The sequence below is a fragment of the Streptomyces prasinopilosus genome, from assembly GCF_001419695.1.
In the GTDB taxonomy this organism is placed as follows: Bacteria; Actinomycetota; Actinomycetes; order Streptomycetales; family Streptomycetaceae; genus Streptomyces; species Streptomyces prasinopilosus.
In genome coordinates this window covers 1-11,426 of sequence record NZ_LIRG01000350.1, presented here as the reverse complement: position 1 = coordinate 11,426, position 11,426 = coordinate 1, and the positions used below count along the sequence as shown (strand labels likewise).

The 11,426-nt window shown below is 74.5% G+C and carries 10 protein-coding genes and 1 pseudogene; 4 read left to right on the top strand and 7 right to left on the bottom strand.

Going from position 1 to position 11,426, the window contains the following annotated elements:
• Window positions 1-296: 296 nt before the first annotated feature.
• Entirely contained in the window at window positions 297-1,256 is a 960-nt protein-coding gene (locus tag AOK18_RS15725; RefSeq protein ID WP_055694766.1) for a LysR family transcriptional regulator, read from the top strand.
• 115 nt (window positions 1,257-1,371) lie between these two features.
• Here AOK18_RS15725 and AOK18_RS15720 read toward each other — a convergent pair whose 3' ends face one another.
• Together AOK18_RS15720 and ctaD are read right to left on the bottom strand one after the other, a co-directional pair.
• A complete protein-coding gene (locus tag AOK18_RS15720; protein ID WP_055694765.1) occupies window positions 1,372-1,965 on the bottom strand; it encodes a hypothetical protein in 594 nt (197 codons plus the stop codon).
• A 2-nt stretch (window positions 1,966-1,967) separates the two neighbouring features.
• Window positions 1,968-3,677 carry an aa3-type cytochrome oxidase subunit I gene (ctaD, locus tag AOK18_RS15715; RefSeq protein WP_055694764.1) on the bottom strand — a complete coding sequence of 570 codons (1,710 nt, stop codon included), beginning with the start codon at window positions 3,675-3,677 and terminating at the stop codon, window positions 1,968-1,970.
• A 583-nt stretch (window positions 3,678-4,260) separates the two neighbouring features.
• Here ctaD and AOK18_RS15710 point away from each other — a divergent pair.
• The gene (locus tag AOK18_RS15710; RefSeq protein ID WP_055573115.1) at window positions 4,261-4,641 is read left to right on the top strand and encodes a winged helix-turn-helix transcriptional regulator; all 381 of its coding nucleotides are present in this window, start codon (window positions 4,261-4,263) and stop codon (window positions 4,639-4,641) included.
• Between the two features lie 90 nt (window positions 4,642-4,731).
• Here AOK18_RS15710 and AOK18_RS15705 read toward each other — a convergent pair whose 3' ends face one another.
• The 3 genes from AOK18_RS15705 to AOK18_RS15695 all read right to left on the bottom strand — a co-directional run bounded on the left by AOK18_RS15705 (window position 4,732) and on the right by AOK18_RS15695 (window position 8,292).
• A complete protein-coding gene (locus AOK18_RS15705) occupies window positions 4,732-5,085 on the bottom strand; it encodes an SCO4225 family membrane protein (RefSeq protein WP_055694763.1) in 354 nt (117 codons plus the stop codon).
• 94 nt (window positions 5,086-5,179) lie between these two features.
• Window positions 5,180-5,863: a response regulator gene (locus tag AOK18_RS15700; RefSeq protein ID WP_055694762.1), complete on the bottom strand. Its 684-nt coding sequence runs from the start codon at window positions 5,861-5,863 to the stop codon at window positions 5,180-5,182.
• The gene (locus AOK18_RS15695) at window positions 5,860-8,292 is read right to left on the bottom strand and encodes a sensor histidine kinase (RefSeq protein WP_055694761.1); all 2,433 of its coding nucleotides are present in this window, start codon (window positions 8,290-8,292) and stop codon (window positions 5,860-5,862) included. The genes AOK18_RS15700 and AOK18_RS15695 overlap by 4 nt, the downstream gene beginning before the upstream one ends.
• Window positions 8,293-8,667: 375 nt before the next feature.
• Here AOK18_RS15695 and AOK18_RS15690 point away from each other — a divergent pair, with 375 nt between their 5' ends.
• The gene (locus AOK18_RS15690; RefSeq protein WP_055694760.1) at window positions 8,668-9,117 is read left to right on the top strand and encodes a DUF5707 domain-containing protein; all 450 of its coding nucleotides are present in this window, start codon (window positions 8,668-8,670) and stop codon (window positions 9,115-9,117) included.
• 178 nt (window positions 9,118-9,295) lie between these two features.
• On the opposite strand, the gene AOK18_RS15685 is transcribed toward AOK18_RS15690, so the two are convergent.
• Window positions 9,296-10,009, bottom strand: coding sequence for an AAA family ATPase (locus AOK18_RS15685; protein WP_055694759.1), 714 nt, complete (start codon window positions 10,007-10,009; stop codon window positions 9,296-9,298).
• Window positions 10,010-10,091: 82 nt separating this feature from the next.
• Here AOK18_RS15685 and AOK18_RS15680 point away from each other — a divergent pair, with 82 nt between their 5' ends.
• The gene (locus AOK18_RS15680) at window positions 10,092-10,313 is read left to right on the top strand and encodes a hypothetical protein (protein WP_055573121.1); all 222 of its coding nucleotides are present in this window, start codon (window positions 10,092-10,094) and stop codon (window positions 10,311-10,313) included.
• A 552-nt stretch (window positions 10,314-10,865) separates the two neighbouring features.
• Here AOK18_RS15680 and AOK18_RS15675 read toward each other — a convergent pair.
• Window positions 10,866-11,426: pseudogene (locus tag AOK18_RS15675) on the bottom strand (transporter); the annotation flags it as partial.

The following is an 11,426-nucleotide window of genomic DNA, read 5'->3' as shown; positions in this document are numbered from 1 at the left end:
CCTCGGCCCCCGCCACGGCGAAGACCTGCCGGATCCGCTCCTCGATCACTGTCCCGCCCCGGTCCTCACCCATCGGTCCCCACCCGTCGGCCTCGCCTCTCGATCCCCGTCCACCGGTCCCCGGCCGCCGCCTTCGGCCGCCGGTCCGGACCCGGACCCGGACCCGGCTGCGGTCCACCGGACCCGGACCCGGCTGCGGTCCACCGGACCCGGCCCGGCTACCGTCCGTGGGACCCGGTCACCGAATGCGTCACCCCCGCCGCGGCCTTCCCGTAAGGTCGTGGACCGTGGATCTCTTGCGCCACCTGCGCCTTTTCGTCACCGTAGCCGACGAGTTGCACTTCAGCCGGGCCGCCGAGCGGCTGGGCATGGCACAGCCGCCCCTCAGCCAGGCGATCCGCAGGCTGGAGAGGGAACTCGGCGCGGAGCTGTTCGACCGCTCGCAGCGCGGCGTCCGCCTGAGCGCCGCGGGGGCGGTGCTGCTGGACGAGGCCCACGAACTGCTCGCCCGGGAACGGAGACTGCGCACCCTGGCCCACCGCGCCGCCGACGGGGGCCTCGGCACGCTCCGCACGGGCGTACCGCCCGACACCACGGCCGCCGTCCTGTCCGCCCTGCTCACCGCCTGCGCCACCCACGCCCCCGGGCTGTCCGTGGACCTCCAGGAGGTCACCACCGAGGAGCAGCTGCGGCTGCTCTCCTCCGGCGGGCTCGACGTCGGACTCGTGCACCATCCCGTCGACACCACCGAACTGCGGCTCGGCCCCGAGACCTCGCTCGATCTGGGCGTCGTCCTGCCGCGCACGTCACCGCTGGCGAGGCTGCCGGAAGTGGCGCTCGGCGAACTCCCCGGCCACGACCTGGTGCTCTTCCCCCGGGCCCACGCGCCCGGCTGGTACGACCGCATCCTCGACGTGTGCCGTGCGGAGGGCTTCGTACCCGGCCGGGTGCGGCACGCGTCGAACCCCGAGTTCCTGCTCGCCCTGGTGACGGCGGGGCACGGCGTCGCCTTCGACCAGGGGCCCGCGGCCCGCAAGGAGCCCCGCGTCGCCTGGCGGCCCCTGGCGGGCCGTCCCCTCGCCCTGCGCATCGGCGGCGCCTGGCCCTCGGGGCGCGGCGCTCACCCGGCCGCCCGCCGCTTCGCGGAACTCGCGGCCGACGTCCTGGCCCGCGACCACACCGCGACCCCGTGGCGCGGGGGTGTTCCCCGCCCGCCGGACGATCCCCCGCGTCCGTGGTCGGTGGTCTACGGCTAGTGCCGTGCACCGCCCGCCGGCCGTCCGGGCTCACGGGCTCACGGGCTCACGGGCTCACGGGAGCGCGTACCCGGAGGCGGACCGTCGTCCCGGGACGCCCTGCCGTGCGCCTTCCCTACCGTACGGTCCGGGCCGGGGCGCCGTACTCGCGGTGACGGGCTCTCCGGGCGGCCGTGAGCGCGACGGCGACGGCGGCGGCGAGGGCCAGGGCCAGGGCGACGAGGGTGAGGGGGACGGCCGCGGCCGTCCCGAGCGGGACCGGGTCCCGGCCGTGGTCCCGGAGGACGCCGACGACCGTGGCCGTCGCCGCGGCCGTGGCCGCGAGCAGGCCCCCGGTCAGGACGACGGCGACGACGACGGAGGCGCCGCGGGAACGTCCGGGGGGACCGGCCCACCCCAGTTGCGCCCAGAGGCGGGCCGCCTCCCGTGTGCCGCGCCGGCGGTGGACGGCCGCGCGGGCCCACAGGCCGGCCGTGGCGGTCGCGCCCGCCAGGGCCGCCGCGCAGGGCGGCCACCAGCCGTCGCTCAGGAGGAGGAGCACGGCGACGGCGGCGGCCGTGCTCCAGCCGCTGAGGCAGGCCGCCGCCCCCGTGCGGCGGGAGGCGGGCCGGTCGTCCCCGGCCATCAGGTCGGCGAGGGCCGGCAGGTACCAGACGGAGCCGGCCGCGGTCACCGCCGCCGTACCGAGGGCCAGGACGGGTTGGGACATGGTCAGCGCACCTCCTCGAGGGCGGTGATCTCCGGGTGGCGGAGGTCGAAGGCCGGGGATTCGGAGCGGATGCGCGGCAGGGAGGTGAAGTTGTGCCGCGGCGGCGGGCAGGAGGTGGCCCACTCCAGCGAGCGGCCGTAGCCCCAGGGGTCGTCGACCTCGATCTTCTCGCCGTACTTGGCCGTCTTCCAGACGTTGTAGAGGAACGGCAGGATCGACATGCCCAGCAGGAACGACCCGATGGACGAGAGGGTGTTGAGGGCGGTGAAGCCGTCCGCGGCCAGGTAGTCGGCGTAGCGGCGGGGCATGCCCTCGACGCCCACCCAGTGCTGGACCAGGAAGGTGAGGTGGAAGCCCACCGTGAGCGTCCAGAAGGTGATCTTCCCGAGGCGTTCGTCGAGCATCCTGCCGGTGAACTTCGGCCACCAGAAGTGGAATCCGGCGAACATCGCGTACACGACGGTGCCGAAGAGCGTGTAGTGGAAGTGCGCGACGACGAAGTACGAGTCGGACAGGTGGAAGTCCAGCGGCGGCGAGGCCAGGATGACGCCGGTCAGACCGCCGAAGAGGAAGGTGACCAGGAACCCCGTCGCCCAGAGCATGGGTGCCTCGAAGCTCAGTGACCCCTTCCACATGGTGCCGATCCAGTTGAAGAACTTCACCCCGGTCGGGATCGCGATCAGGAAGGTCATGAAGGAGAAGAACGGCAGCAGCACACCGCCCGTGGTGTACATGTGGTGCGCCCACACCGTCACCGACAGGCCCGCGATCGCGATGGTCGCGCCGATCAGGCCCATGTAGCCGAAGATCGGCTTGCGGGAGAAGACCGGGACGATCTCGGAGATGATGCCGAAGAACGGCAGGGCCAGGACGTAGACCTCGGGGTGGCCGAAGAACCAGAACAGGTGCTGCCACAGCAGTGCGCCGCCGTTCGCGGCGTCGAAGATGTGCCCGCCGAACGTGCGGTCGTACTCCAGCGCGAAGAGCGCCGCCGCCAGGACCGGGAACACCATCAGGACCAGCAGACCCGTCAGCAGCACGTTCCAGGTGAAGATCGGCATGCGGAACATCGTCATGCCGGGGGCGCGCATGCAGATGATCGTGGTGATGAAGTTGACCGCGCCCAGGATCGAACCGAAGCCGGAGAGGGCCACGCCCATGATCCACAGGTCGGAGCCGAGGCCGGGTGAGTAGAGCTCGCTGGACAGCGGGGCGTACAGGAACCAGCCGAAGCTGGCCGCTCCGTCGGGGGTGAGGAAACCGCCGGCCGCGATCAGCGAGCCGAACAGGAACAGCCAGAAGGCCAGCATGTTCAGCCGCGGGAAGGCGACGTCGGGGGCGCCGATCTGGAGCGGCATGAGCCAGTTCGCGAACCCGGTGAACAGCGGCATCGCGAACAGCAGCAGCATGATCGAACCGTGCATGGTGAACGCCTGGTTGAACTGCTCGTTCGACATGACCTGCAGGCCGGGCCGGGCCAGCTCCGCGCGCATCAGCAGCGCCAGCACACCGCCGACGCCGAAGAACACGAACGCGGAGACCAGGTAGAGCGTCCCGATCCGCTTGTGGTCGGTGGTCGTCAGCCAGTCCACCCACGACGCGCGCACCGTCTCCGGCGTGCTGGTCCCGGGGCGCTCGAGTGCCTCGTCCGCGCCGGGGACCACGGCGTGCGCACCCGCGGTCCCCACCTCTTGTATCTGCCCCTCGGCCACCGCCGGTGCCCTCTCCTTCTGTTCACGCGCTCCGTTCCCGTCCGTACGTGTGCGGACGGGCGTCGGCGAGCCGGGAGGTGCCGAGTGGACGGGAACGGACGCGACGCTTCCCGGCCGCTGCCACATGATCGCCGCCGGGGTACGGGGGGCGGACAGGGCCGAACAGTCCCCACTGTCCGCCGGACGAAGGGACCAACGGCCCTGATGTGCCCGGCCGTGCGCGGGAACGCGCTCCCGGCGCCGGGCCGTCCCTCCGCGCGTCCCGCCCCCACGTGCACGGACAGGGCGGGGACGGAACCGGTGGACACCGGCCCGACGGGGACGGACACGATCACGTGACCGGCCCCGCGGAACCGGGCGGCCGGCACGGGCCGAGCCAGGTGTCGGACCGGACCGGGCCGGGCCGGACCGGCTCGGACGGCGAGGGGGTCGGCACGCGGCGTCCGGTCGGACGGCCCGGCGTCGGGCCCCGTGACGGACCGCGCCCTCCTCACGCCACCATGCTCTCTTGCGGTGACCGAGGCACTGTAGGAGAGTCGGGACCGACCTGGAAGAACACACTTCTCGGTGACGGGGGGACCCCATGGGAACCAAGCAGTACACGGGCTCGCCCGAGGACGCGGATCTGAGGCGCGCGGACTCCCTGGCACGGGAGATCTTCTCGGACGTCGCCAACAAGTGGGCGCTGCTGATCATCGAAGGACTCGGCGACCGGACCCTGCGCTTCAGCGAGGTGCGGGACGCGGTCGAGGGCATCAGCCACAAGATGCTCACCCAGAACCTGCGCATGCTGGAGCGCTACGGGCTGGTCGAGCGCACGGTGCACCCCACCGTGCCGCCCCGGGTCGAGTACACCCTCACCGGACCGGGCCGGGGTCTGCTCGCCACGGTCGACGCGATGTGCGAGTGGACGCACCGGAACATCACCCACATCGATGCCGCCCGCCACCGGTTCGACGCCTGACGGGGCCGGGGGACGCCCGGCGGGGTGTGCGACGCCCGACGGCGGACACCGGCTCTCCCGGCGCCCCCTCCCCCTGAGGGGCCCCGCGGCTCAGTCGGCGGGGTCCGGGCGGCCGCCGCGGCGCAGTGTGCGGGCGCACCAGCCGATGACCGCGGCGTTGGCCAGCGCACCCCCGGCCACCGCGCCGAGGAACGTCGCGGCACCGCCCGGCAGCCCGAACAGCAGCAGACTGACCGGTGCCGTCGCCAGCAGCGGGACGATCCCGGCGAAGGACGCGTCCTCCCCGGCATCGACGAAGGTCACCACGATCGCCCACCCGAGCAGGGCGGCGCAGAGGCCGAGGTAGACGACGGCGAGGACGTCACCGAGGAAGACGCGGCGCAGCCGGTGCAGGAGGGTCCTGACGGGCCGCGCGGGTCCGGCGGACCGGCCGGGATCGGTCATGGTGGTGGGTCTCTCGGTGTCGGTGTCGGTGCCGGTGTCGTCAGTGGTGCCGGGGGGGGCGGCGTCGCAGAGGACCGGGGGGGATGGACGGCGGTCAGAGGTGTGCGCCCGGCGGGTTCGGGTGGGCGAGGCCGACGTCGTACGCGAGGATCGTCGCCTGGACCCGGTCGCGCAGCCCGAGCTTGCGCAGCAGCGCGTTCACGTGGGACTTCACCGTGCCGACGGTGATGCCGAGTTCGGCGCCGATCTCCATGTTGGTGAGCCCGGACGCCACGAGGGTGAGGACGAACCGCTCGCGCGCGGTCAGGCTGTCCAGCTCGTGGTGGCCGCCCCCGGCGGGGATCCGGGTGGGCTCGCCGGACGCGTAGTGGCCGATGAGCCGGCGGGTCGCGGACGGGGAGAGCACGCTCTCGCCCGAGGCCACCACGCGGATGCCCCGGAGCAGTTCGGAGGGGTGCACGTCCTTGAGCAGGAAACCGGAGGCACCGGCGCGCAGCGCGTCGAAGACGTACACGTCGAGGTCGAAGGTGGTCAGCACCAGGACGCGGGGCGCGTTCTCCCCGCCGGTGATGATCCGGGTGGCGGCGATGCCGTCCAGGACGGGCATCCGTACGTCCATCACCACCACGTCGGGGGACAGTTCCTCCGCGAGCCGTACCGCGGCGGCCCCGTCGGCGGCCTCGCCGACGACGGTCATGTCCTCCTCGGCGCCGATCACGGCGGCGAACCCCGCCCGTACGATGCCCTGGTCGTCGACGACCAGCACCCTGAGGCTCATCGTTCCCTCTTCCCCTCGTCCCCCTGCCCGGCGGCCGGCGCACCCGTGGCCTCCGGGCGCGGAGCGAGGGGCAGCCGAAGGCGGACGGTGTCCGCCGGGCCGGTGGTCACCGTACCGTCGAGTGCCGCGACCCGTGCCGTCAGCCGTTCCCGCACGAGACCGCGGGCGGTGCCCGGCACCCCGGTGGCCGTGAGCGTCAACGCGCCCTCGTGCACGTCGAATTCCAGCAGTGCCGCTTCCTCGCGGCTCGCCGCGAGCACGGTTTCCGCCGCGTGGTAGGCGGTCAGGTCCACGGCGGTGGGCAGCCGTTCGGGCACCCGGTCGGTCAGCCGTATCTCCACGTCGCGGCCGGTGGCCCGGCACTGGTGGGCGAGCAGGTCGAGGGCCTGGAGGGTGGGCTGCGGCCGTCGCGCGGCCTCCGCCCCGCCCTCCCGGACCGTGTCGAGGAGGGAGCGCATCGCGGCCAGGGCCTCGCGGGCGCGTTCCGCGGTGCCGTCGAGCCGGCCCGCCTCCGCCTCCGCGACCATGTCGGCGGTGCGCGCCAGCACGGTGCCCTCCAGTCCGGCGGCGATCCGGCGGCGCTCGGCCCACGCGTCCCGGACGGCCTCCCCGGTCCAGGCGGCGAGGCGCTCCTCGCGCGTGCCCCGCGCGGCCCGGTCCCGCCGGCCCCGCAGGGTCCCGCCCCGGTGGGCCGCACCGGCCGCGACGGACACCCCGGCCGTCGCCAGCACGGCGACCGTCCAGACGGGGGCCGTCGTGCCCCGGTCCAGGACGGCGGCGGTCGCCGCCGCCGCGTGCACCACCACGGCCACGACCGGGGCGGCCGCCGCGGCCGCCCCGGGGGACCCGCCCCCCTCGGCCGCGGCGGCGGAGCGGAGCCACCGGAGCGGACGCGGACGGCCCCCGGCGGAGGACGCACCGGCGGGGGAGGGACCGGCGGCGGTACGGGCCGCGCGGGCGGCGTGCACGGCGAGCGCCCCGCAGGTGGCGAGCATGCTCAGCGCGGGCGGCAGGAGGACCGGCCCGGTGTAGTCGCCGGCCGCCATCGCCGGTGGCCACAGCGGGGCCAGCGCGAGCAGGGCGACCGTGGCCGCGCGGGGCGCCCGGCGCAGCCACAGCAGCGCGACCGCCTGCGCCGCGGCGAGCAGGGCGAAGAACGCGCCGGCGGACACCGCCGACCCGGTCGGCACCTCCTCCGACCTGACGATCAGCACGGGGAGGAACGGTTGCAGGAGGAGGCCGGCCGCGGCCGTCAGTTGCGCCGGGCGGTAGCCGCGCGGGACGGACCGCTCCACCGGGGCGGCGGTCCGGCCGGGCAGGACCGCCGCCACCTCCCAGCCGCCGTCCGCGGTGGGGCCGCTGGTCAGCGTGCCGCCCGCCTCCCGGGCACGGGACCGCAGGAAGGCCGTGCCGCGTCCCCCGCCGAGGTGCGCGCCGTACGCCGTCGCCCCGGCCGGCGGGGCCGAACTCGTGACCACGACGTCCGTCCGCGTGTCGCCGTACCGGCACCGCACCTTCGTGTGCGCGCCGGGGGCGTGCCGGACCACGTTCGTCAGCGCCTCGCGCACGATGCCGTAGGCGGCGTCGGCCACGGCACCGGCCGGCAGGGGGCCGATCTCGTGGTCCACGTGCCGGCCCAGCCCGCGGAACCCCTCGACCAGGTCCCGCAACCGCTCCTCCGGCGACGGGAGTTCCTCACGCGAGGGCGAGGGGGCCCGCACCGAGCCGAGCGCGCGGGTGACCTCGTGACCGGTCCCGACGGCGAACCGGAGTGCCTCCTGAGCCAGTTCGGGACGGCTCTCCCGAAGCCCGAGCGCCGCCCCCGCCGTGACCACCACGGCCGTCAGGTGGTGGGCGCTGACATCGTGCAACTCCCGCTCCATACGCTGCCGTTCGGCGGCCGGAAGCCGGTGGCGCTCGGACTCGGCCCGTTGCAGCAGCCGTTCGGCGGCCTCCCGTGCGCGACGGGCCCGCCGTGCGAACAGGCCGGCCCCGCAGGCGAGGGCGTACAGCAGGGCGGTGAGGACGAGGTCGAGCCCGTCGTGGTCGCTGAGCCCGTGCAGGCCGACCCAGTACAGGACCTGCCAGACGGCGAGCGTGACCGTGCACAGCAGAGCGGTGAAGGCGTCCCGTTCGGCCGCCACGGTGAACAGGGCCAGCGCGACGCCCGCGGTCCCGAGCACCGCCGTCGCCCCGGCGGGCAGCGGCCCGGCGCCCAGCGCACAGGCGGCGACGACCAGGACGAGGGTGGTCACCGGCCGGGCCCGGCGCAGGGCCAGCGCGGCCGTCACCGGTCCGGCGACCAGGACCGCCAGGAGGAGGGCGGACGCGGACGGGACGGTCCCGCGCACCAGTGCCGCCCCCGGCCAGACCACGGCCTGGGCACAGATCAGCAGGACCGGGAGCAGCCGGTCGTCGGTTCGCTTCATGAGACGCCCAGGCTATGTCCGCAGGTGGGCGGCCCGACTCCGACTGGAGGTGGATCCCTTTCTCCCACCTGGGTTACAGGCGCGGTGCTACCCGCCCGGTGCGGACCGCGCGGCCTTCTCCACCTCCGGTTGCACGCGGCAATCGTCCGCCGGCCCGAGGACCGGGGGGCCTCCCCGGCCCTAGTCTCGATCACATCGGGAGAACGCCCCGCCACCGGCCCCACCGGCGGTTCCCGTTCCGTGCGGGAGGGCGCGCCGCCTTCCCGCCGGCCGAACGGGCGGGTGCGACCTCACCCGCTTCCGCACCACGGCCCGGCACGTCCGAGCGGACTCGGACCGGTTCCAGCGAATTCGACCGATCCAGGGGGATCCACCATGTCCAAGCGCGTTCTCATCGGGTCCTTCGCCGGCGCCCTCCTCGCCGGCGGGACCGCCGCCGGTCTCGCCATGGCCTCGAACCCCGCGGAGCTGTCCCTGGACAGCGCATCGGCCCGCTACACCGCTCCGTCCGGCGACGGCACGGGCTCGTTCTCCTTCACCGCGGACGTGAGCGACGACTCGGGCGTCGAGAGCCTCCACGTCCTGCCGTGGCCCGCCGGTTCGGAGCTGGACCCGACCGGGAAGGAGCTCCGCGCCGCGCGGGAGACCGCCACCTGCCGCACGACCTCGGACGAGGCCTCCCGCTGCACCTACACGCTGAAGGTCTCCGCACCGGAGGCGGCCGCGCTGGAGGCGGGCACCTGGAAGATCACGGCACTGGCGACGGCCGAGGACGGCGACACCCTGCTCGTGCCCTCCGCCGCCACCTTCGAGGTCGAGCGCTGACCCGCCGGGACCGGCCCGCCGGGACCGGCCCGTCGAGCACCGGCCCGTCGAGCACCGGCCCGCGTCCTGCCCTTCGGGCCCTCGGCCTCGGGCGCCGGTTCGTCACGCGACGGGCCGGTGCCCGGCTCCGGCCGGGGCCCGGCCGCGCGCGGAACACGGCGCCGCCGGACGGCCGGGCTCAGTCCAGGACGTGCCGCAGATAGGACCGCGGGTCGGCCAGGTAGCGGCGCCAGTGCTCGACCAGGGCGAGTTCGTCCCAGGCCGTCCGGCGCACGCCGTGGTCGCCGACCTCGACGATGTCCGCGCCGGGCAGCGCGGTCAGCAGCGGGGAGTGCGTGGCGCAGACGACCTGGCCGCCGTTCCTCACCAGCCGGTCGAGATGGCCGAGCAGTTCCAGGCACGAGGTGAACGACAGCGCCGCCTCCGGCTCGTCCATCACGTACAGGCCGGGATGCAGGAACTTCCCCCGGAACGCCGCGAGGAAGCCCTCGCCGTGACTGACCGCGTCCGGTGCGAACCCCTCCCGGTCCAGCGCGTCCAGCGCCGTCTCGGCCCGCAGGAAGAAACCCCTGCGGGCACGCCAGCTGCCCAGCATGCGGCGTCCGCGCGGTGCCGCGTCGAAGCGGATGTGCTCGCCCAGCACCGACTTCGGACGGTGACTGGCATAACGCCAGTCGTGCGAGCCGCCCCAGGAGTCCAGTCCGAAGCCTTCGGCGAGGGCCTCGACCAGGGTCGACTTCCCCGAACCGTTCTCACCGACCAGGTAGGTCACCGGCGCGGTGAGGCGCAGACCGTCCGCCACAAGCCCCCGCACACAGGGCACGGACCACGGCCATTCCCCCTCGTCCGCGTCGGACGGAACAGCGGACACGTACACGCGTTCGATTATCACGCCCCGAGTTTCCCACGGAGCCGAACGCAACGAATCGTGGAGGGCGGTAGCAAGCGGCGCTCGCAGGCCCATACTGGAGACAATGACGAAGCCAGTTGCATCGAAGCGCATTCTGCCCACCAGCCCCTTCAAAGCCCCGGTCGCACCGCCGCCCAAGCACTTCGCGGTGGGTGACCAGGTCACGCACGACATGTACGGTCTCGGCCGGGTGATCGGCATCGAGGACGGAATCGCGGCACTCGTGGATTTCGGTTCGGCGCAGGAGCGGATCCTGAGCCCGTACGCGAAGATGAGCAAGCTGTAGTTCCCGCCGCAGCCTCGGCTGCGGCCGCGGCCTTAGCCCCGGCTACAGCCGCAACCCCAGTTCCAGCCGGGGCCGGGGCCGCCGCCGCGACCGACGTCGCGGCCGCAGCCGTGGCTCCGGGACCGCCGGGCCCGGTCACGACACGCCAGTCCCCTTCATGGCCCCGCACCGAATCGGAGACCTCCCATCGACACCACCTCGCTGTTCTCCGCCCCGGAGGGGGCGCCGCGCCAGACCGCCGCGGCGCCTCCCCGTCCGGAGGCGGACCCCTTCCAGGCCCCGGACTTCGGGGAGGACGACACCTTCCTGTACGAGGAGGCACAAGCATCCTTCCCGGACCTGGACACGAGTGCGCCCCACCGCGGGGTGCGCTGACCCGCACCCCGGTGAACGGGTACGACAGACCCCGGACTGCGCGGCAGCCGGGGTCTTCGCCGTGCGCCGGCCGTCGGCGGGCACAGCCGCGCCGGGCGGCGCGCCCGGGCAGGGCGGGCGCCGGGCGCGTGCCGGGACACGCACCGGAGCGGATGCCGGGACGCGTTCCGGGACGGCTCAGGGTTCGATGCGCAGGGGATGGGACTCGGTCACCTGGTCCACCTCCGAGACCCTGATCGTCGCCTTCATCGTCCAGGTGCCCGGCAGGGGGAGGTTGAGGTCGCTGGTGGCCCAGTAGCCGCCGCGGTCGGTGAGTCCGGCGTCGATGGGGCCGACGTCCTTCTCGTCGAGGGTGAAGGAGAGACGGAGCTCCGGGACCGAGTCCAGGGCACCGGCGGGGTCGAAGGCCACCGCCTGGATGCCGTTCTCGCCCACCCGGCCCGGATCCAGGGTGATCTGCACACTGCCCTTCCCGCCGGGGACGTCGAGGGAGTACGGGATCGTGACCACCGTCGCCGCGGGCAGTCCGGCGACCGGTGCCGGCCCGGCCGCCGCGGCCTCGGCCTCCGCCCGGGCCGGGAGGGTGCCGGTCAGCACCGTCGTGACCAGCAGCACCACGACCGCCACCACCGCCTCCACCAGAACGGAGGCGCGCAGGGCACGGCGGTAGCGGTCGAGGGGCGACTCGTCCGAGCCGGACGCGGCCGGAAGGGCCGGAGCCGGGCCGGACGCGGCCGG

Coding starts and splice junctions, on each gene's coding strand:
- AOK18_RS15690 (WP_055694760.1), top strand. CDS start 8,668: ATGTCCAAGCGCGTTCTCATCGGGTCCTTCGCCGGCGCCCTCCTCGCC.
- AOK18_RS15710 (WP_055573115.1), top strand. CDS start 4,261: ATGGGAACCAAGCAGTACACGGGCTCGCCCGAGGACGCGGATCTGAGG.
- AOK18_RS15720 (WP_055694765.1), bottom strand. CDS start 1,965: ATGTCCCAACCCGTCCTGGCCCTCGGTACGGCGGCGGTGACCGCGGCC.
- AOK18_RS15700 (WP_055694762.1), bottom strand. CDS start 5,863: ATGAGCCTCAGGGTGCTGGTCGTCGACGACCAGGGCATCGTACGGGCG.
- AOK18_RS15695 (WP_055694761.1), bottom strand. CDS start 8,292: ATGAAGCGAACCGACGACCGGCTGCTCCCGGTCCTGCTGATCTGTGCC.
- AOK18_RS15680 (WP_055573121.1), top strand. CDS start 10,092: ATGACGAAGCCAGTTGCATCGAAGCGCATTCTGCCCACCAGCCCCTTC.
- AOK18_RS15705 (WP_055694763.1), bottom strand. CDS start 5,085: ATGACCGATCCCGGCCGGTCCGCCGGACCCGCGCGGCCCGTCAGGACC.